21 protein-coding genes and 1 other RNA gene are annotated in these 18,974 nt (G+C 55.9%); 14 read left to right on the forward strand and 8 right to left on the reverse strand.

Annotated features, from left to right (window positions below):
* Positions 1–11 precede the first annotated feature (11 nt).
* Positions 12–1,064 (reverse strand): PLP-dependent cysteine synthase family protein, encoded by a 1,053-nt coding sequence (locus ABLU86_RS01055; protein WP_020079465.1) that lies wholly within the window; start codon positions 1,062–1,064, stop codon positions 12–14.
* Between the two features lie 115 nt (positions 1,065–1,179).
* Between ABLU86_RS01055 and ABLU86_RS01060 the strand changes: the two genes are divergently transcribed.
* The 5 genes from ABLU86_RS01060 (at position 1,180) to amtB (ending at position 7,124) form a co-directional block, all read left to right on the forward strand.
* Positions 1,180–1,638, forward strand: coding sequence for an Lrp/AsnC family transcriptional regulator (locus tag ABLU86_RS01060; protein WP_015367940.1), 459 nt, complete (start codon positions 1,180–1,182; stop codon positions 1,636–1,638).
* Positions 1,639–1,681: 43 nt separating this feature from the next.
* On the forward strand, positions 1,682–3,451 hold the full coding sequence (locus ABLU86_RS01065) for a SmdA family multidrug ABC transporter permease/ATP-binding protein (protein WP_348796043.1): 1,770 nt from the start codon (positions 1,682–1,684) through the stop codon (positions 3,449–3,451).
* Positions 3,444–5,222 (forward strand): SmdB family multidrug efflux ABC transporter permease/ATP-binding protein, encoded by a 1,779-nt coding sequence (locus tag ABLU86_RS01070; RefSeq protein WP_047076842.1) that lies wholly within the window; start codon positions 3,444–3,446, stop codon positions 5,220–5,222. Before ABLU86_RS01065 ends, ABLU86_RS01070 begins: the two co-directional genes overlap by 8 nt.
* 241 nt (positions 5,223–5,463) lie before the next feature.
* Complete coding sequence (gene glnK / locus ABLU86_RS01075) at positions 5,464–5,802, forward strand: P-II family nitrogen regulator (protein ID WP_015367937.1); 339 nt, start codon at positions 5,464–5,466, stop codon at positions 5,800–5,802.
* A 32-nt stretch (positions 5,803–5,834) separates the two neighbouring features.
* Positions 5,835–7,124, forward strand: a complete 1,290-nt coding sequence (amtB, locus tag ABLU86_RS01080) for an ammonium transporter AmtB (protein WP_020079462.1) — start codon at positions 5,835–5,837, stop codon at positions 7,122–7,124.
* Positions 7,125–7,189: 65 nt separating this feature from the next.
* On the opposite strand, the gene ABLU86_RS01085 is transcribed toward amtB, so the two are convergent.
* Positions 7,190–8,677 (reverse strand): UbiD family decarboxylase, encoded by a 1,488-nt coding sequence (locus tag ABLU86_RS01085; protein WP_063446431.1) that lies wholly within the window; start codon positions 8,675–8,677, stop codon positions 7,190–7,192.
* A gap of 119 nt (positions 8,678–8,796) precedes the next feature.
* Here ABLU86_RS01085 and ABLU86_RS01090 point away from each other — a divergent pair, with 119 nt between their 5' ends.
* Entirely contained in the window at positions 8,797–9,687 is an 891-nt protein-coding gene (locus ABLU86_RS01090; protein WP_020079460.1) for a LysR substrate-binding domain-containing protein, read from the forward strand.
* A 33-nt stretch (positions 9,688–9,720) separates the two neighbouring features.
* Here the strand turns inward: ABLU86_RS01090 and tesB are convergent, their stop codons facing one another.
* The gene (gene tesB, locus ABLU86_RS01095) at positions 9,721–10,584 is read right to left on the reverse strand and encodes an acyl-CoA thioesterase II (protein ID WP_015367933.1); all 864 of its coding nucleotides are present in this window, start codon (positions 10,582–10,584) and stop codon (positions 9,721–9,723) included.
* 220 nt (positions 10,585–10,804) lie between these two features.
* On the opposite strand from tesB, the gene ABLU86_RS01100 reads away from it, so the two are divergent.
* A complete protein-coding gene (locus ABLU86_RS01100; RefSeq protein ID WP_015367932.1) occupies positions 10,805–11,317 on the forward strand; it encodes a YbaY family lipoprotein in 513 nt (170 codons plus the stop codon).
* 38 nt (positions 11,318–11,355) lie between these two features.
* On the opposite strand, the gene ABLU86_RS01105 is transcribed toward ABLU86_RS01100, so the two are convergent.
* Both ABLU86_RS01105 and ABLU86_RS01110 read right to left on the reverse strand, forming a co-directional pair.
* Positions 11,356–11,673, reverse strand: a complete 318-nt coding sequence (locus ABLU86_RS01105; RefSeq protein WP_289812647.1) for an MGMT family protein — start codon at positions 11,671–11,673, stop codon at positions 11,356–11,358.
* A 57-nt stretch (positions 11,674–11,730) separates the two neighbouring features.
* A complete protein-coding gene (locus tag ABLU86_RS01110; RefSeq protein ID WP_348796042.1) occupies positions 11,731–12,129 on the reverse strand; it encodes a dTDP-glucose pyrophosphorylase in 399 nt (132 codons plus the stop codon).
* 254 nt (positions 12,130–12,383) lie between these two features.
* On the opposite strand from ABLU86_RS01110, the gene ffs reads away from it, so the two are divergent.
* From ffs to ABLU86_RS01125, 3 genes are all read left to right on the forward strand, one after another.
* Positions 12,384–12,480: signal recognition particle sRNA small type (ffs, locus tag ABLU86_RS01115), an RNA gene on the forward strand.
* Positions 12,481–12,793: 313 nt separating this feature from the next.
* Positions 12,794–13,051: a hypothetical protein gene (locus ABLU86_RS01120; protein WP_015367929.1), complete on the forward strand. Its 258-nt coding sequence runs from the start codon at positions 12,794–12,796 to the stop codon at positions 13,049–13,051.
* The gene (locus ABLU86_RS01125; RefSeq protein WP_015367928.1) at positions 13,048–13,263 is read left to right on the forward strand and encodes a hypothetical protein; all 216 of its coding nucleotides are present in this window, start codon (positions 13,048–13,050) and stop codon (positions 13,261–13,263) included. The genes ABLU86_RS01120 and ABLU86_RS01125 overlap by 4 nt, the downstream gene beginning before the upstream one ends.
* Before the next feature lie 132 nt (positions 13,264–13,395).
* Here the strand turns inward: ABLU86_RS01125 and ABLU86_RS01130 are convergent, their stop codons facing one another.
* Positions 13,396–14,823 carry a PLP-dependent aminotransferase family protein gene (locus ABLU86_RS01130; protein ID WP_063402121.1) on the reverse strand — a complete coding sequence of 476 codons (1,428 nt, stop codon included), beginning with the start codon at positions 14,821–14,823 and terminating at the stop codon, positions 13,396–13,398.
* Between the two features lie 87 nt (positions 14,824–14,910).
* Here ABLU86_RS01130 and ABLU86_RS01135 point away from each other — a divergent pair, with 87 nt between their 5' ends.
* Together ABLU86_RS01135 and ABLU86_RS01140 are read left to right on the forward strand one after the other, a co-directional pair.
* Entirely contained in the window at positions 14,911–15,525 is a 615-nt protein-coding gene (locus ABLU86_RS01135; RefSeq protein WP_015367926.1) for a membrane protein, read from the forward strand.
* Between the two features lie 88 nt (positions 15,526–15,613).
* Positions 15,614–15,967 carry a DUF1428 family protein gene (locus tag ABLU86_RS01140; protein WP_015367925.1) on the forward strand — a complete coding sequence of 118 codons (354 nt, stop codon included), beginning with the start codon at positions 15,614–15,616 and terminating at the stop codon, positions 15,965–15,967.
* Between the two features lie 41 nt (positions 15,968–16,008).
* Here the strand turns inward: ABLU86_RS01140 and ABLU86_RS01145 are convergent, their stop codons facing one another.
* The gene (locus tag ABLU86_RS01145) at positions 16,009–17,568 is read right to left on the reverse strand and encodes an EAL domain-containing protein (RefSeq protein ID WP_047042378.1); all 1,560 of its coding nucleotides are present in this window, start codon (positions 17,566–17,568) and stop codon (positions 16,009–16,011) included.
* A 218-nt stretch (positions 17,569–17,786) separates the two neighbouring features.
* On the opposite strand from ABLU86_RS01145, the gene ABLU86_RS01150 reads away from it, so the two are divergent.
* Together ABLU86_RS01150 and ykgO are read left to right on the forward strand one after the other, a co-directional pair.
* Entirely contained in the window at positions 17,787–18,047 is a 261-nt protein-coding gene (locus tag ABLU86_RS01150) for a type B 50S ribosomal protein L31 (protein ID WP_015367923.1), read from the forward strand.
* A gap of 2 nt (positions 18,048–18,049) precedes the next feature.
* The gene (gene ykgO, locus ABLU86_RS01155; protein WP_003859006.1) at positions 18,050–18,190 is read left to right on the forward strand and encodes a type B 50S ribosomal protein L36; all 141 of its coding nucleotides are present in this window, start codon (positions 18,050–18,052) and stop codon (positions 18,188–18,190) included.
* Here the strand turns inward: ykgO and ABLU86_RS01160 are convergent.
* On the reverse strand, positions 18,187–18,897 hold the full coding sequence (locus ABLU86_RS01160) for a GNAT family protein (RefSeq protein ID WP_045361849.1): 711 nt from the start codon (positions 18,895–18,897) through the stop codon (positions 18,187–18,189). The two genes, ykgO and ABLU86_RS01160, sit on opposite strands and share 4 nt — an antisense overlap.
* Positions 18,898–18,974: the final 77 nt, after the last annotated feature.

An 18,974-nucleotide genomic window follows, 5' to 3' on the forward strand; every position in this document is an offset into this window, starting at 1 on the left:
TCCGGCTTTTTTTATTGTGCGCCGCTTAGTTGCATAATCTGCGTCTGCCACGGGCTAATATCGCCGATATTCGCCGCGACCCACTGCGGGTTGTAATAGCTTTCGAGATAACGTTCGCCGCTGTCGCACAACAGGGTGACGATGGAACCCTGGCGTCCTTTATCGCGCATGCGCGTGGCCAGTTGCAGCACGCCCCACATATTGGTACCGGTGGAGGCGCCGACTTTTCTTCCAAGCTGCTTTTCCAGCCACAGGGCGGTAGCGACGCTGGCGGCATCCGGAACGCGCAGCATCTCATCGACGACGTCAGGAATAAACGATGGCTCGACGCGCGGACGGCCAATCCCTTCGATCTTGCTGCCGACCGGGCTGCGCAGGCTGGCGTCGCGGCTTTGCCAGTAATCGAGGAACACCGAATTCTGCGGGTCGACGACCATCAGTTGCGTCTCGTAACCCTGGCAGCGAATATAGCGGCCGATGGTTGCAGAAGTACCGCCGGTACCGGCGCTCATGACGATCCACGACGGCTGCGGATACGGCTCATGGGTCATCTGGCGGAAAATGCTGTCGGCGATATTGTTATTGCCGCGCCAGTCGGTGGCGCGCTCGGCGAAGGTGAACTGATCCATATAGTGGCCATTCAACTCGCGCGCCAGCATTTCGGAAGCAGCATAGATTTCGCAGGCGTTGTCGACGAAATGACAGCGTCCGCCATAAAATTCAATCTGTTCGATTTTACGTTTCGCCGTACAGGAGGGCATCACGGCAATAAACGGCAGGCCCAGCAGGCGAGCAAAATAGGCTTCTGAGACCGCCGTCGAACCCGAAGACGATTCGATAATCGTGGTGCCTTCTTTGATCCATCCGTTGCACAGACCATAGAGAAACAGCGAGCGCGCCAGTCGGTGCTTGAGGCTACCGGTTGGATGCGTACTCTCATCTTTCAGATAAATAGGGATCCCCGGAAAACCAGGCAACGCCAGGCGGATCAGGTGTGTATCGGCGGAACGCTGATAGTCGGCGTTAATTTCACTAATAGCATGTTTTACCCAGGCGCTGTTCATCTCGGATTCCTGTTTGTCATTTTGTGCCCAGCTTAGCGGATTGTGCGGGAAAAATTGTTGCTATTTGGCCTTTCAATTACAATTACGGGAGTAAATTATTCTCTCTGGTGGCCTTATGCTAGATAAAATTGACCGTAAGCTGCTCTCATTGCTGCAAACTGACTGCACCCTCTCTTTGCAGGCGCTGGCGGATGCCGTTAATCTGACCACCACGCCCTGCTGGAAACGGCTCAAGCGCCTTGAGGACGAAGGTATCCTGCGCGAGCGCGTGGCCATTCTGGATGCGGAAAAGCTGGGGCTCGGTCTAACCGCCTTCGTTTTGATAAAAACCCAGCATCACAGCAGCGACTGGTACTGCCGCTTTGTTAGCGAAGTGTCGCAAATGGCGGAAGTGCTGGGTTTCTGGCGTATGGCTGGCGAGTACGATTACCTGCTACGGGTGCAGGTCGCGGATATGAAGCGCTATGACGACTTTTATAAACGTCTGGTGAACAGCGTGCCGGGGCTGTCGGATGTCACTTCGAGTTTTGCCATGGAACAGATAAAATACACCACGGCCTTACCTATTGATTAACGGCTTTTTGCCGCCACGAATTATACATTCAGGATTTTACCGTTTGCGATTATTTGCTCAACTTAGCTGGTACTTTCGCCGGGAGTGGCGCCGCTATCTCGGCGCCGTCGCTCTGCTTGCCGTTATTGCCGTACTCCAGCTAATCCCGCCGAAAGTAGTGGGGATTGTGGTCGATGGCGTGACTAAAGAACATTACACCGCAGAGCAGGTGTGGATGTGGATCGGCGCGCTGGTGGTTATCGCGGTGATGATTTATCTGCTGCGCTATGTCTGGCGCGTGCTGCTCTTCGGCGCCTCTTATCAACTGGCCGTTGAACTGCGTGAAGACTTCTACCGTCAGCTCAGCCGCCAGCATCCGGCCTTCTATCTGCGTCACCGTACCGGCGATCTTATTGCCCGCGCGACCAACGATGTTGACCGCGTCGTCTTCGCCGCCGGCGAGGGCGTCCTGACGCTGGTGGATTCATTGGTGATGGGCTGTGCGGTACTGATTGTGATGTCGACGCAAATCAGCTGGCAGTTAACGCTGCTGGCGCTGGTGCCGATGCCGTTTATGGCGCTGGCGATCAAGCGTAATGGCGATGCCCTGCATGAGCGTTTCCGCGTGGCGCAGGCGGCTTTTTCCAGCCTCAACGATCGCACACAGGAAAGCCTGACCAGCATACGGATGATTAAAGCGTTCGGCCTTGAGGATCGCCAGTCGGCGCAGTTTGCCGCCGATGCGGCGGATACCGGGGCGAAGAACATGCGGGTCGCGCGTATCGATGCCCGCTTCGACCCGACAATCTATATTGCCATTGGCGCGGCCAACCTGCTGGCAATCGGCGGCGGCAGCTGGCTGGTGTTGCAGGGCGAGCTGACCCTTGGTCAGTTAACCAGTTTTGTCATGTATCTCGGCCTGATGATTTGGCCAATGCTGGCGCTGGCGTGGATGTTTAACATCGTTGAGCGCGGTAGCGCCGCCTATGGACGTATTCGTTCGATGCTGGAAGAAGCGCCGGTGGTCAAAGATGGTAGCGAAACGGTGCCGGAGGGGCGCGGGGCACTTAACGTGGCGGTGCGCGAATTTATCTATCCGCAGGCGACGAAACCGTCGCTGGAGAAGGTTAACTTCACCCTGCAGCCGGGGCAAATGCTCGGTATCTGCGGCCCGACGGGAGCCGGGAAAAGCACCATACTTTCCCTTATTCAGCGCCATTTTGATGTTACCGAGGGGGATATCCGTTTCCATGATATTCCGCTGTCTCGCCTGCAGCTTGATAGCTGGCGCGGGCGGCTGGCGGTGGTCAATCAAACCCCATTCCTGTTCTCCGATACCGTGGCCAATAACATTGCCTTGGGTAAACCGGACGCGACCCGGGAACAAATCGAACATGTCGCGCGGCTGGCCAGCGTTCATGATGATATTCTGCGCCTGCCGCAGGGCTATGAAACGGAAGTCGGCGAGCGCGGCGTCATGCTCTCAGGCGGTCAGAAACAACGTATTTCTATTGCCCGAGCGCTGCTGCTGGAGGCGGAAATCCTGATCCTTGATGACGCGCTGTCGGCGGTTGATGGGCGGACGGAGCATGATATTTTGCATAACCTGCGACAGTGGGGGGAAGGGCGGACGGTGATCATCAGCGCCCACCGCCTCTCAGCATTAACCGAAGCCAGTGAAATTTTGGTTCTGCAACACGGCCATATTGCCCAGCGCGGCCGCCATGAGCAGCTTGCCACCCAGTCGGGATGGTATCGCGATATGTACCGCTATCAGCAACTGGAAGCAGCGCTCGACGATGCGCCGCAGGATGAGGAGGCGACAGATGCGTAATTTCGCCGATCTCTGGCCGACCCTGAAACGTCTGCTGGCCTACGGTTCGCCGTGGCGTAAGCCGCTTATCATTGCCGTTATCATGATGTGGATAGCGGCGGCGGCGGAAGTCAGCGGCCCGCTGCTGATAAGCTATTTCATTGATAACATGGTGGCGAAACAGTCGCTACCGGTGAAGCTGGTCAGCGGCCTGGCGGCGGCCTATATCTGCCTGCAGATCCTTGCCGCTACGCTGCACTATAACCAGGCGCTGCTGTTTAACCGGGCGGCGGTCGGCGTGGTGCAGCAGTTGCGCAGCGATGTGATGGACGCTGCGCTGCGTCAGCCGTTAAGCGAGTTTGATACGCAACCGGTCGGCCAGTTGATATCACGCGTTACCAACGATACCGAAGTGATCCGTGACCTGTACGTGACAGTCGTGGCGACGGTGCTGCGTAGCGCGGCGCTGATTGGTGCGATGCTGGTGGCGATGTTTAGTCTCGACTGGCGAATGGCGCTGGTGGCGGTGGCTATCTTCCCGGCGGTGCTGATCGTGATGGCTATCTATCAGCGTTACAGCACGCCGATCGTGCGTCGCATGCGCGCCTGGCTTGCCGATATCAATGATGGCTTCAACGAAGTGATCAACGGCATGGGCGTTATTCAGCAATTCCGCCAGCAGGCGCGATTCGGCGAGCGAATGCGTGAAGCCAGTTACGGACACTATCTGGCGCGCATGCAGACGCTGCGTCTGGATGGTTTCCTGCTGCGACCGCTGTTAAGCCTGTTTTCATCGCTGATCCTCTGCGGCCTGCTGATGCTGTTTGGTTTTAGCGCTTCCGGAAGTATCGAAGTCGGGGTGTTATATGCCTTTATTAGCTATCTCGGGCGGCTTAACGAACCGCTGATCGAACTTACCACCCAGCAGTCGATGCTGCAGCAAGCGGTGGTGGCGGGCGAACGCGTGTTTGAGCTGATGGACCGTCCACGCCAGAGCTGGGGTAACGATAGCGCGCCGTTACGCAGCGGTGCGGTGGCGATTGATAACGTCTCTTTTGCCTATCGCGACGATCGGCTGGTGCTGCAGGATATCAATCTGGATATTCCTTCGCGCGGTTTTGTGGCGCTGGTTGGCCATACCGGTAGCGGCAAGAGCACGTTGGCCAGCCTGATGATGGGCTACTACCCGTTGACCAAAGGCGAAATTCGTCTTGATGGCCGCCCGCTGTCGTCGTTAAGCCACAGCGCTTTACGTCGGGGCGTCGCGATGGTGCAACAGGATCCGGTGGTATTAGCCGATACCTTCTATGCCAACGTGACGCTGGGCCGCGATATCAGCGAGCAGCAGGTCTGGGAAGCGCTGGAGGCGGTGCAGCTCGCTGACCTTGCCCGTGAAATGAGCGACGGGATTTATACCCAACTGGGCGAGCAGGGCAACAACCTGTCGGTGGGGCAGAAACAGCTGTTGGCGCTGGCCCGTGTGCTGGTCGAGACGCCGCAGGTGCTGATCCTCGATGAAGCGACAGCTAACATCGATTCCGGTACCGAGCAGGCTATCCAGCAGGCGCTGGCGAAAGTGCGCGAGCACACCACGCTGGTAGTTATCGCCCACCGTCTGTCGACCATCGTCGAAGCGGATACGATCCTGGTGCTGCACCGTGGCCAAGCCGTCGAGCGCGGGAACCATCAGCAATTGCTGGCGGCGAAGGGCCGTTACTGGCAGATGTACCAGCTACAGCTGGCTGGCGAAGAGCTAGCCGCCAGCGTTGAGGAGGAGTCGCTGAGCGCCTGATGCACCATCAGCAGGCATTGGTGCAGGGGTGACGTGAAGTGGTGCAACTTGCTCACTAAGGGCGCACCGTATTGGTGCATTTTTGCGCATTAGCGGTCATTTGCCGTCTCGCCAGTAACATCCTCGCGTTTTTTTCTCCATAAACGGGCCGATTCACGGCCCGTTTTCATTTTTGGCATATCCCTTGCTTTATCTCCTGTGTTAGCTGCGGCCACTATCAAATACTGACTGGAGGGGATTTATGAAGCTGGTTACCGTGGTAATCAAACCATTCAAACTGGAAGACGTTCGCGAAGCGTTGTCCTCCATCGGCATTCAGGGCCTGACGGTCACGGAAGTGAAAGGCTTCGGCCGCCAGAAAGGCCATGCCGAGCTCTATCGCGGCGCCGAATACAGCGTCAATTTCCTGCCAAAAGTAAAAATTGATATTGCGATTGCCGACGATCAGCTGGATGAGGTTGTCGAGGTGATAGGCAAGGCCGCCTGGACCGGAAAAATTGGCGACGGCAAAATTTTTGTCGCCGAACTGCAGCGCGTGATTCGTATTCGTACCGGCGAATCCGACGAAGCGGCACTGTAATTGCCTGACCACACAGCGATGGGGATGAAGAGATGATGAGAACGACGATGAAAACGGCTCTGGGAGCGCTGGCGCTGCTTCCGGGACTGGCGCTGGCGGCCGAACCGGCGGTGGCGGATAAAGCCGACAACGCCTTTATGATGATTTGCACCGCGCTGGTGCTGTTTATGACAATCCCCGGCATTGCGTTGTTCTACGGCGGCCTGATTCGCGGTAAAAACGTGCTCTCAATGCTGACTCAGGTCATTGTGACTTTTGGCCTGGTTTGCGTGCTGTGGGTTATCTATGGCTATACGCTTGCCTTCGGTAGCGGCGGTAGCTTCTTCGGCAGCTTCGACTGGGTGATGCTGAAGAATATTGAACTGAAAGCGTTGATGGGCTCGTTCTATCAATATATCCACGTCGCTTTCCAGGGCTCTTTCGCCTGTATCACCGTGGGCCTGATCGTCGGTGCGCTGGCGGAACGTATTCGTTTCTCCGCGGTACTGATTTTTGTGGTGGTTTGGCTCACGCTCTCCTACGTGCCGATTGCGCATATGGTGTGGGGCGGCGGCCTGCTGGCGACCCATGGTGCGCTGGACTTCGCCGGCGGTACCGTCGTACACATCAACGCTGCGGTAGCGGGGCTGGTGGGCGCGTATATGATGGGCAAACGCGTGGGCTTTGGCAAAGAAGCGTTTAAACCGCATAACCTGCCGATGGTCTTCACCGGTACGGCGATTCTGTATGTCGGCTGGTTCGGCTTTAACGCCGGTTCCGCAAGCGCGGCCAACGAAATTGCCGCCCTGGCCTTCGTAAATACCGTCGTGGCGACCGCTGGCGCGATTCTGGCCTGGACCTTCGGCGAATGGGCCACCCGCGGCAAACCCTCGCTGCTGGGCGCCTGCTCCGGCGCGATTGCCGGTCTGGTCGGCATTACTCCGGCGTGCGGTTATGTTGGCGTTGGCGGCTCGCTGATTATCGGTATCATCGCCGGCCTGGCCGGGCTGTGGGGCGTCACGGTGCTGAAGCGCTGGCTGCGCGTCGATGACCCATGCGATGTGTTTGGCGTTCATGGCGTGTGCGGCATCATCGGTTGTATCCTGACTGGCATCTTCGCTTCCACTACCCTTGGCGGCGTCGGCTATGCGGAAGGCGTCACGATGGGGCATCAGCTGCTGGTACAGCTGGAAAGTATCGGCATTACCGTGGTCTGGTCCGCCGTCGTCGCCTGGATCGGCTTCAAAGTGGCGGCGATGACCGTCGGCCTGCGGGTTCCGGAAGAGCAGGAGCGCGAAGGGCTGGACGTCAACAGCCACGGCGAAAACGCCTACAACGCCTGATATATTGTGCAATCTCCATAAGCGTCAAAGCCTCCCGCATGGGAGGCTTTTTCTTTGCGTGGAATTTATTTCTTACTGAAGCCAGGAATAAAGCGGTCAACATCCACTTCCATAAACTGGCTGCGCTGGAAGTGGGCTTTCATATTCCACGGGACGGTGCAGTCGAAAATGGTTTTGCAGGCAATACCGCTATCGCGAATCGATGGGCTGAAGGCCGGGTCGGATGATGGATCCAGCGGATGGCAACGTACGCCGGGAATAAACACGGTGCTGACATCGCCCTGATAGCGGGTGGTCATCGCCCACATGACGTCGTTGATGTCGAAAACGTCGACGTCTTCATCGACCAGCATTACGTGCTTTAGCTCCGAGAAGGCGGAAAACGCCAGTAGCGCGGCCTGACGCTGACGGCCCTCATCGCTGGGGGGGCGTTTCTTCACCTGCAGCACGGCGAGATATTTACCGGTGCCTGGCGAAGGACAGTGGACGTTTTGCACAAAGCCTGGAAGCGCGCGCTCTACCATTTGCAGAATGCTGGCTTCGGTCGGGATCCCGGCAAGATTGGTATGTTCATCACTCGGCCCGATACAGGTTTGCAGAATCGGGTGACGGCGGTGGGTAATTGCTTTGACTTTGATCACCGGCACTTCCGCCTGAGCGCTACCGGTGTAGCCGGGGAACTCCGGCATCGCTTTCCCGCTGTTGGTATTCTGATCTTCGCGTACCCGCACGCCCGGCAGCAGTTCACCTTCAATAACGATTTCTGCGTTGGCGATGGCGCGGGCGTTGACGCTCACGCATTCGCTGAGCTCGACGGCCTGATTACGTAGAGCGCCGGCGATGGAGAGTTCATCAAACCCGAGAGGGGTGGTCGGCGGCTCAAAGCAGGCGCCAATTTCAATCGCCGGATCCACGCCGATGCTAATCGAGATAGGCAACGCTTTCCCGGCCGCCTCGGCTTTTTGCCGGAAAGTATCGAGATGACGTCCCGGTACGAAATACATCGAGATTTCGTCTTTGCTCTGTACGCACAGGCGGTGGATGGTGACATCATGATCGCCGGTTTCCGGATCCGCGGCATAGCACATGCCGAGGGTAAAGTAGGGACCTGCGTCTTCCGGGGTGTTAGTCGGCGCAGGCAAAATTTTGAGAATATCGAAATCAGGATCGCTTGCCAGATGTACCACCTCCTGGCAGGCCGCCTGGTCGCGCGGGATGGTGATTGGCGCGATAGGATTCGCCACGGAGTCTTTGAGCATAAACGCCAGGTTTTCCGGCGTGGTGCCAAACAGGCGGGCGACGCGCTGGCGTGAACACAGCAGGCCAATAAGCACTCTGACATCATCGTAGCCTTTGACCTTATTAAAGATCATCGCCGGGCCAACGCGGGTCGGGCGCTGAACGGTGCCGTGGGCGCCGACATAGCGGTACACGCCGGAGAGCTCGGCGATGGGGTCAACGGGTTCGTCGGTGTAGATAAGTTCATCATCGTACTGGCTTAATACCGCCAAAGCAGAACGCAGATCGGTTACTTTCATTTGTTGTTCAGACATCGTACTTCCTTCAGGTTTCTGGCAATGGCTATTCATTCTCACCAGATACCGATAAGAGTCCAATCACATTTCCCCTCATTTTAATAAGAGATTATTATCAGTGTTTTCGGGAGGGCGTGATGGATTATCGACAGCTACAGGCATTTACGGTTCTGGCGGAAGAGTTGCACTTTGGTCGGGCGGCGCAGCGTCTGCATATCACGCAACCGGCGCTGACGCAGCAGATTAAAAGTTTTGAGAACGCGCTGGAATTGCGGCTATTTACCCGCGATCGACGCAACGTCGCGCTGACCGCCGAAGGGCAATTTTTGCTGGCCGAGGCGCGGATGATCCTCGGCCACTGCGATAAATTTCGCGAGAATGCGCGCAGTTTGCGGCAGGGGCGCAAAGGGCAGTTGAAAATTGGCTACGTTGGCTCGGCTATTTTCGACCCGGCGTTGAGCGTGTTAATAGGAAATTATCGTCAACGTAAACCCGAAGCCGATCTGCTGATTGAAGAGCATAACGTTAACGACCTGATAACCGGGCTATTAAGCGAAACGGTCGACCTGGCGTTTATTCGCTCGCCAGGGGCGCAATATGATGAACTGGAGTTGCTGGATATTGCGACCCGGCCGCTGGTGGCGGTGGTACCTCGCCATCATCCGCTCGCCAGCCGGCGCGCTATTCCACTCGCGGCGCTGGCGGAAGAGACGTTTTTTATTCAGCAAGATCCGTGCGGCGTCGGACTGGGTTGGTCAGCCATCAGCGCCTGTCGGCAGGCGGGTTTTACGCCCCGTAAGATTCAGTACTCGCGTGATGTCTCCACGGCGATAGGCCAGGTATCGATGGGAATGGGCGTGACGTTGGTGCCCGAGACGCAAAGCGCCATGCTGGTGTCGGAGGTCAGCTATTGCCTGCTGGAAGAGACCTTTGCCGTGACGACGCTTACGCTGTGCTGGCGGCGGGAGAGTCGCAACGGGCTATTGGGTGATTTTATTGCCGGTGCGCGCGAATTGCTTGGCCGTTAAAGGTAAGCGGGCCCATTGCGGGCCCGTCGCGAATTAGTTATTGCGGTTACGCATGACGCCTTCCTGCACCGTCGAGGCGACCAGAATACCGTCCTGGGTATAGAATTCGCCGCGAACAAAACCACGGGCGCTGGAGGCGGAAGTGCTTTCAACGCTGTATAGCAGCCATTCGTTGATGTTAAACGGGCGGTGGAACCACATTGAGTGGTCGATGGTGGCAACCTGCATACCCGGCTCAAGGAAGCCGACGCCGTGCGGCTGTAGCGCTACCGGCAGGAAATTAAAATCAGACGCGTAGCCCAGCAGCGACTGGTGGACGCGAATATCATCCGGCACTACGCCGTTGGCGCGGATCCACACCTGGCGGGTGGGTTCGGCAACGTGGCCTTTCAGCGGGTTATGGAACTCCACCGGGCGAATTTCCAGCGGTTTATCGCTGAGGAACTTCTCTTTCGCCTGCGGCGGCAGCAGATGCGCCAGTTTACGGGCGATATCGGTTTCAGAGGGCAGGCCTTCCGGTGACGGGGCTGCCGGCATTGCTTTTTGATGTTCGTAGCCCGGTTCCGGGGCCTGGAACGAGGCGGTCATGTAAAAGATGGGTTTACCGTGCTGGATAGCCGCCACCCGGCGAGCGCTGAAGCTATTGCCGTCGCGCAGCACTTCAACATCGTAAACGATGGGTTTTTGGCTATCGCCGGGACGCAGGAAGTAACTATGAAAGGAGTGAATCAGGCGTTCCTCAGGCACGGTTTCTTTGGCGGCATACAGCGCCTGACCGACCACCTGGCCGCCGAAGACCTGACGTAAGCCGAGGTCTTCGCTCTGCCCGCGAAACAGCCCTTCTTCAATTTTTTCCAGATTTAATAATGCCAGCAGATTGGTTAGAGCCTGACTCATAGTTACCCTCAATTAATGATAGCGGCGCTGACGCAGCGCGTATTGTGGGCAAGTATAACCTGGAATCTCAAGTGGTCCGATGGGTGTAATAATCTGAATAAATGCCCCTTTCCGGGAATTATTCTGAGATCTGTGCCACACTTATTCACGATACTAATGTCTTAGCCATCGTGATGGCAGGACGTACTCCTGTGACTAAAGGGATGAAAAGGAGAACATAATGAAATTTGCCTATATGTTAAGTGCTATCGCCGTTGCTGCGGCCTTATCCGCCTGTGCGAATAACCCGAACAGCAACGCCGCTCATCAGACGACGGCACCCGATCCTTACGGCATTGCCTCACTGAGCTCCTCGCAGCAACAGCCTAATGTTTCCGGGACTATCAATATTCGCCAACGCGTAGCGTTACCGCCGGATGCGGTACTGACCGTGACGTTGTCCGATGCGTCGCTTGCCGATGCGCCAGCGCGTGTATTGTCGCAAAAAGCGGTCCGTACTGAAGGTAAGCAGGCGCCGTTCAACTTTGTGCTGCCTTATAACCAGGCGGATATCAAACCGAACGCGCGGATCCTGCTGAGTTCGGCGATTACCGTAAATGGCCAGTTGATGTTTATCACCGATACCGTGCAGACCGTGGTAACCCAGGGCGGTAATCGCGCCGATCTGGTGCTGGTGCCGGTGCAGCATGCGCCAGTGCCGGTGGCTAATGATATGGCGCCGATGGCGCAATAAACGTCTCCATGCCCCTGTTCAGGGGCATTTTTTTGCCCTTAATAAACCCAGCGATAGTGTTGCAGGTCGATATGACCGCTGCCGGAGACCTGGACGCCTTCCGCTAGCAGCGCCTGACGCTGGCGCTGTAGGTCAGGGCCGGTCAGCGAAATATCGCCGTGGCGATTCACCACCCGGTGCCATGGCAGGGTTGAGCCTTCCGGTAGGCGCTTTAACACGCCGCCCACCTGACGCGCCGCGCGCGGCGAGCCCGCCAACAGAGCGACATCGCCGTAGGTGGTGACATACCCTTCCGGAATTGAGGCGACTATCTGCCAGACCCGCTGGGGAAAGCTGTCGTGGACGTCCTCCATCATCACTCCTTCACGCGAGAAAAGCTCAGAATAAGCGCTTGCCCCCATACTGTACAGCCGTCAAAGGACGGTGAATTCCAGCGCCAGCCCGAGGATCTGCATACCATGAATATTGTCATGCGGGCTGTTGGCAATCAGGCTTTCAAGAAACTTCAGCCGCTGCGATTGCGCATTGATAATCAGTTTGCCGCGCAGCGTCGGGTATTTGAGCGATGAAATGGGATAAACCACCCGGCCTTTAACCTCAACGGGCAGCTTACGCAGCTCGACGTGTTGCAATACGCCCACCGTGGAAAAGAGCAGGGCAACGGGGGCCACCGATAACAACGGCGCGGGACTGACGCTGACGAAATCCAGCAGCAGCTCGGGGCGTAGAAAATTCATGCCGTGAAAGGGTACGGTTACGCCATCAATGGCGGGCATGGGCAAGGTAGTGGTGGAGCGTGGTGATTGAGTCATGCGATTACCGTAGCGACAACACGTTGAAAAGACACAGGACGAATAAGTATGGCGGGTTGCGGTAAACTGTGCCGCGATGGGGCTCGCAATCTCTCTCATTGCTGGGACGTTCGGCCGGACAAAGGCACTATTTGCCGGGAAAACCTACGTTTTGCATAATAAACCAGCAGCTGGACGCGAGTGGCTTGCAATTCAGGAGTGCTATAGGGATAATGCGCCAGCGCGTTGGTTATCAACGCTCTCAATGGGGGCTCTGTTGGTTCTCCCGCAACGCTACTCTGTTTACCAGGTCAGGTCCGGAAGGAAGCAGCCAGAGCAGACGACGTGTGTGCCGGGATGTAGCTGGCAGGGCCCCCACCCATTTCTGGCGGTCCTGATTTAAAATCCCTTCATTTTTTGTGCTTTTATTCTCTGCTACTATTATAGGCAGCTTCACTTTATTTATTGTTTTACGTTACTAAAACGACTCTTTTTTATACCTTAATTTTGTATTGTCATAAATATGAAATAATAATGACATACTAATGTCATTTTCATGTCATATATAATGGGCAAATTATTTCATGGAATTACCAGATATTATTAAGGATAAATAATATCTCTGGATCAAGATGTTAACTTCGTGTATTAATTATGATGATTTTATTGCACGGGAAGCGTGATCATGACCACAGTAGTTCTGAATGTGAAAATTGACGCAGAGTTAAAAGATAAACTGCGTCATTATGCGGAAGTGAATAACGAGAATTTAGGCACGGCTACGGAGAAGCTGCTGCAATTGGCGCTTGCGGCCATTGATTCAGCAGACGAGGCGGGGGTTTCGCATGAGGATATTGATAACCAGCATACCGAAGAGGAAGCGTCGCCGTTAACCCCTAAAGAAATCAAAGCATTACGGAAACTTCTGAAGAAGAAAAGATGAAACAACAATTCTCTACAGCCAGCAGTTACAGTGAAGCCTGTGACCTGCTGCGTTCCGGGTACGTTAAGCACGTGCGCCTGAACTGGAATATCGGTAGTGATGAGTTTTTTCGCATTGCTTCCGACTGGTGTGAAACCGGCGCAAAAATTAAAAAAGATGACGATGGCTTTATTATTTCGCTAAAAGGTTTTCCTATTCCGCGCCAGCATTAATGAAATGACTACGCGGTTGTCATCGTAATGACATGCGGCGTGGGCAAGATGGTACTGCAATTTTATAAAACATCTCATATTCATCATGGATGGTGGTTTTTGACGGGCTGATCCCAGCCCGTCGATATTTTATTATATTATTTTACGTGTTCTCGCCATTTCTTTCTGTTGCGTAAGGGTCTGCCACAGCGGTTGTAAAATGCTGAAGGCGTTGCGCAATTCCGTATCCGGCAGCGTGAAAGGCAAACGTAAATAACGGTCGAAGGCACCTTCCAGACCGAATCGTGTACCGGTACCGATATGAATGCCGGCATTCTCAGCGCGCACCGAAAACTGCGTTGCCAACATCTCCGGCAGCTCCACCCAAAACGATAGCCCGCCCTCGGGGACGCAAAAGCGCCAGTGGGGAAAATATTCCGCCATCAACGCAGCGCACATATCACGACGCGCGGCCAGCATTGCCCGCCGTTGCGGCAACAGTGTTTGTTCGTTCTCAAGTAGCCAACAACAAGCCAGCTGTTCCAGCAGCGGCGAACCGAGATCGAGTGTATCCCGCGCCTGGATGAGCGAGGCAATCGTCCGTGCCGGGGCGCGGATCCAGCCAATTCGCAGTCCTCCCCAGAACGTTTTACCCGCTGAACCAATAGTGATTATCGGTGCTTCAGGGTTGAAAGCCGCCAGCGGCGGCGGCGGTGGGGCGTTGTACCATAAATCGACCATCGTTTCGTCAGCGACCAGCGTCGTTCGCGTGCTGGCGGCCAGATCGGCGACGCGCTGCCGGGTTTCGCTATCCATGCAGCGACCGGTGGGATTATGAAAATCCGGCATCATAAAGGCCAGCCGCGGCGAAGTTTGGGCAATGGTCGCCGCCAGGCCGTCGCAGTCCCAGCCCTTTTCCGGTAAAGAGACGCCTATCGGTCGGCAGGAGGCGCCGCGAATAGCGTTAATCGCCATCGGGTAAGAGGGCGCGTCAACTACCACCCGATCGCCTGGCCCGGTTAACAGACGCAGTACCAGGGCAAATCCGCTCAGCGCGCCATTCACAATCATCACTTCATCCGCCTGTGTCGGCAGGCCGCGTTCGCTATAGCGGCGGGCAATGATTGCGCGCAAATCGACTAACCCCTGCTGATCGTAGCCGGTATAGGACAAATACTGCGGCATCAGCGTCAGCGCGTGGCTGTAGGCTTGATGAATCTCCGGTCCGGCGCTGAGGGCGGCGGTGGCGAGATTGACCGATGGTGCCGAAAGCGTCTGCTCTCCGGGGTGCAGAGGGCCGGCAGGTAGCGCAATGCGTGAACCACTTCCCTGGCGACTTTGCAGATAGCCTTCTTCTCGCAATAACCCCAGCGCGCTGGCGATAGTGGTGCGGCTAACATTTAGCGCCGTCGCCAGTTCCCGCTCGCCGGGCAGACGGGTCTCCAGCGCCAGCCGTCCATCAAGGATCAACAGACGCAGCGCTTCTGCCAGCTGCCGCCACAGCGGCGCGCGCGAGGAAGGGGATTGCCAGTTGCCGAGCAGGCGTACCAGCGATTGTGTTCCAAAACGACGTACTGACATAGCGATCCACTTTTAAAAAACTGGCCATTAATTACCAATCCATTTTCGCTGATGATGGGGGTGTTCGCAATACATACTGAGGTGTTTATGGTCCGTCGTTTGCTACAACTTTATATTGGTCTGGTTCTCTATGGCGTGTCGACGGCGTTATTCGTCCATGCCAACCTCGGGGCCGATCCGTGGGATGTGTTTCATCTGGGGGTGGCGAAACAGCTTAATATCAGTTTCGGTACGGTGATTATTGCGACCGGCGCCGCGGTGCTGCTGCTGTGGATCCCGCTGCGTCAGATGCCGGGTCTCGGCACCATTAGCAATGTCATCGTGCTTGGCCTTGCGGCCGATGCCACGCTCGCGGTACTTCCGCCGCTGGAATCGCTGCCCGCGCGTAGTCTGCTACTCGCCGGCGCGGTGGTGATGAATGCGATAGCAACCGGGATGTATATCGGCGCCGGTTTTGGTCCCGGGCCGCGTGATGGCTTGATGACCGGATTGCATGCGCGAACCGGCTGGTCTTTGCGTGGTATCCGTACCGCTATCGAAGTCTCGGTACTGCTGATTGGCTGGCTGCTGGGCGGCAAAGTCGGGGTTGGCACCGTGGTTTACGCCTTTGCTATCGGCCCGCTGATCCAGCTGTTTTTACCCTGGTTCCGTCAACCGCGAGCAGTCAGTACGGCGGCGAAAAGCCGGGGGCTGGCGTCCTGAAATCGCCGTTCGCGATAGCAGCGACTAAACTTATCACTCAGACGCCGACGGATATGCCGCCGGCGCTGTTCACTTCGGAGACTCACTCATGAAGTATGTTGATGGTTTTGTCGTTGCCGTCCCTGCGGAAAATAAGGAGGCATACCGCGAACTGGCAGCAAAATCGGCGCCGCTGTTTAAAGAGTTTGGTGCCACGCGCGTCGTGGAGTGTTGGTCGGATGATGTCCCGGAAGGAAAGCTGACGGATTTCCGCATGTCGGTTAAAGCGCAGGCGGATGAGGAAGTGGTTTTCAGTTGGATCGAGTACCCGTCTAAGGAGATCAGGGATGCGGCCAATGCGAAAATGATGAGCGACCCGCGGATCAAAGCGCTTAGCGATAGCTTGCCATTTGACGGCAAGCGCATGATCTTCGGCGGGTTTGCGCCGATTCTTGACGAGTAAATCCGGCGGCGCGACTGGTTGCCAGCGCGCCGCACATGGTATTAATGCGTTTTAATATTATGTTCCGCCCACTGAATAAATTCCTCTTTCGGTAGCGCCTTACAGTACAGCCAGCCTTGCGCGTAATTGACGCCATGCGCGCGCAGCCAGTCGCGCTGAGCGGGCGTTTCCACCCCTTCGGCGACAATCGCCAGATTCAGCGACTTCGCCATCTCAATGATATGCGGCGTCAGCGGCTTATATTCCAGGGTATCGACAAAAGACTTATCGATCTTCAGCGTATCGACATCCAGCGTTTGCAGGTAACTGAGGCTGGAATAGCCGGTGCCGAAATCATCGATCGAGATCCGGTGTCCCGCCTGGCGATAGCCAATAATCACCGGCAGAGTGGTTTGTGGATCAACAAAGCCGCGTTCGGTAAGCTCAAGGGAGATCTGTTCCGCATTGATTCCCCAGCGAGCCAGTTGTTCCTTGAGTTGTGTTGGCAACGTAGGCGAGCGCAGGTCATCCACCGACAGATTAATAGAGATGTGCATCTGCGGATGATGGCGCAGCCAGGGGCCGAGGTCGGCAAAGATTTTACGCACGATATCCTCGGTCAACCGGGTGATCAGCCCGGTTTGCTCGGCCAGCGGGATAAAAATATCCGGCGATAAAAAAGTGCCATCCGGCTGCTGCCAGCGGGCCAGCGCTTCGGCGCCGGCGATTTTGCCATCCTCCAGCGAGACGATCGGCTGATAGTAAACCTGAATGGCATCTGACTGTAGCGCATCCAGCATGCCATAACGCGGCGAGCGTAATCTGCGCAGCAGGCGTAGAAGTAAAAAAGAGGTCAACAGGCTGGTAAAGAGCCCTATCGGCAGCCATAGCAGCAGCTGCTGGCGAAGGCGCGCATCCAGTGGCTGCGTGGACGACCAACTGGCGACGCCAAGACCCAGTTCAGGGATGATATGCACGCGATAGACGGTGTCATTCAGCGTTAGCGTCTCGCTATGGAGGTTTTTAATTCGCGTCCAAACTGCGGGATCGATCGGCTGGCTACTGATCACCACCTGATCGTGCTCGGTGCCGAATAATATCGTGTGGATCTTTTCCTGACCGGTGGCGATGACATCAATAAACGACACCGGGTCGATCATCACAATATGATTTTTGTTGCCAAAGGCGGTCATGCGATGTTGCAGGCCGAGGTCGTTGATTGAGGTAAGCCAGGTGCTGTAACCGTCGGCGGTGACGTGGTCGGGCTGCGGAAACGTCACCGAGACCTGGTGATCCTCAAGCGATGAGCACATCGGCACCGAATTACGCAACCAGAGTACTTCCTGCACATAGCGATGGGTGTAGGCAATACGGCGCATATTCAGCAAATGTTCTGGTGAACAGGCACTGGCGCTGTGCGCATCGGCTTCTTGTAATGCTTCTTTGGCCTGAGCGGCGACTTGTTCTACGCGCATGACAATGCGTTTTGAGTAGTGGTCGAGCTCGCTATAAAACTGCGCCTGCGCCTGGCGCATTGCCAGCCAGATACTTAAGGCGATGGGTAGCACGATGGCGAGAATAAGCACCCCTGTAACCAGACTCATTAAATGGCGAGTCGTCATGGGTATGTCCTTATTTTACGGGGAATTGCTCTGAGTATACGCGAAAGCGAAGAAAAGACCCGGGTCGCGAATATTGCGATTCGGGAGAAGGGGGCAAATGATCGCCCTCTGAGCCACCGCGTGGTTCCCGCTGAAACCGTGAATTTCCTGTGGTTGATCTTTGGCGGTCAACGGTGTACTTTAATTGTTATGTTATAACGTACAAATTGAGGTTTGCCATGAAAGCTAATATTCATCCGCACTACCGTACCGTCGTTTTTCACGATACGAGCGTGAACGAGTACTTCAAAGTGGGATCCACTATTAAAACCGAGCGTGAGATTGAACTGGATGGCGTAACCTATCCGTATGTCACCTTAGATGTTTCGTCTAAATCCCATCCGTATTACACCGGTAAGCAGAAAACACATGCTACCGAAGGCAGCGCCGCTCGTTTCCGCCAGCGCTTCGGTGGTTTTATTGATGCGAAAAGGAGCTAAACATGCAGGTACTGAACTCATTGCGTAGCGCTAAACAGCGCCACCCGGATTGCCAGATAGTGAAACGCAAAGGGCGGCTGTATGTTATCTGCAAAAGTAACCCGCGCTTTAAGGCGGTGCAGGGACGTAAAAAACGGCGTTAATTCGTTGGTTTGCGAAAGCTTTCCAGCGTGCGGTATTGCTGGCCGTTGGCATCGAAATTACCGGCGGCCAGCCACTGGCGCATTGCGCTATCTATCTGTGGCCACTCGCTATCGATAATGGAAAACCAGTCGGTATCGCGATTGTGGCCTTTTATCACCAGCGCTTGTCGAAAGCGCCCTTCGAACTGAAAACCTAAGCGCAGCGCCGCGCGCCGCGACGGTTCATTCAGGCTATTGCATTTCCATTCATAGCGGCGGTAGCCGAGCGACTCAAAGACATAACGCATCAGCAGCCACTGTGCCTCGGTGGCCATCGCTTTGCGGCTTAGTAGCGGCGAAAAGTGAACATGGCCGACTTCAACGACGCCGTTTTTGCCGTCAATACGCATCAGCGCTAACGAGCCGACCGGCTGCCCACTGCATTCATCAATTACCGCGAAGTGAAGCGGATCGTTCAGCTCGCTGATGCTGGCAATCCAGGCGCTGAATTCGGTAACGCTGTTTTCCGGTTCACGCAAAAGCCAGGTCCAGGCGCGGGTATCAGGCGCCTGTCGATAGGCGTTGAACAGCGCTTGCGCGTGTTTGACGTCAAGCGGTTCCAGGCGGCATAACTGTCCTTGCAAGGTCTGGCGCTGCGGCCAGGGGCGTGGCTGCCAGTCAGGTAGAGCGTCGCCAACGAGTTGGTTGAATTGGTTGTATTGCGTCATCGGTCAAGTCCTGTTTGCGGGAAGAGTCCTGAGATTAAACGTCTGCTGGTTCCATAAAAAGGGCCATAAAGGTATAT

Source organism: Klebsiella sp. JN_Kp121, from assembly GCF_040062145.1.
Classification (GTDB): domain Bacteria; phylum Pseudomonadota; class Gammaproteobacteria; order Enterobacterales; family Enterobacteriaceae; genus Klebsiella; species Klebsiella aerogenes.